Origin of the sequence: Escherichia sp. AM3 (genome assembly GCF_032029835.1) — a bacterium.
Taxonomy (GTDB): Bacteria; Pseudomonadota; Gammaproteobacteria; order Enterobacterales; family Enterobacteriaceae; genus Escherichia; species Escherichia coli.
Window position 1 is genome coordinate 1 of sequence record NZ_JAVUPQ010000613.1, and the last position, 409, is coordinate 409.

The 409-nt window shown below is 41.8% G+C and carries 1 protein-coding gene; it reads left to right on the plus strand.

What is annotated here, in order from left to right:
* Positions 1-409 (plus strand): RHS repeat-associated core domain-containing protein (locus RTW80_RS27520; protein WP_409415327.1); only part of this gene is annotated, 409 nt, incomplete at both ends.

Below are 409 nucleotides of genomic sequence, written 5' to 3' on the forward strand. Positions count from 1 at the left end.
ACCAGGGACAGTACCTCGACAGGGAAACGGGGCTGCACTACAATCTGCACAGGTACTATGATCCGGATGTCGGGCGGTTCATGGTAACGGACCCGATAGGGCTATTAGGTGGGTTAAATTTATATGCTTATGCGCCGAATCCTCTGGGGTGGGTCGATCCTCTCGGCTTAAAAATTGTTACCGTATACCACTATACTGATCAAGGTGGATATAACGGAATTTCTTCTCAGAAACCTTATAAATTTAAAGCCTCCAGTCCAATTAAAGGTCATCCAAAAGGTATATATGTGACAACAAAATCACCTGAAGAATTGGCTAAGACACCGAATGGATTTAAAAAATTGGGACTCACATCAACTAAATCAACACATTTTTTTGAATTTCAAATCGACGATTCTTTGCTGAAACC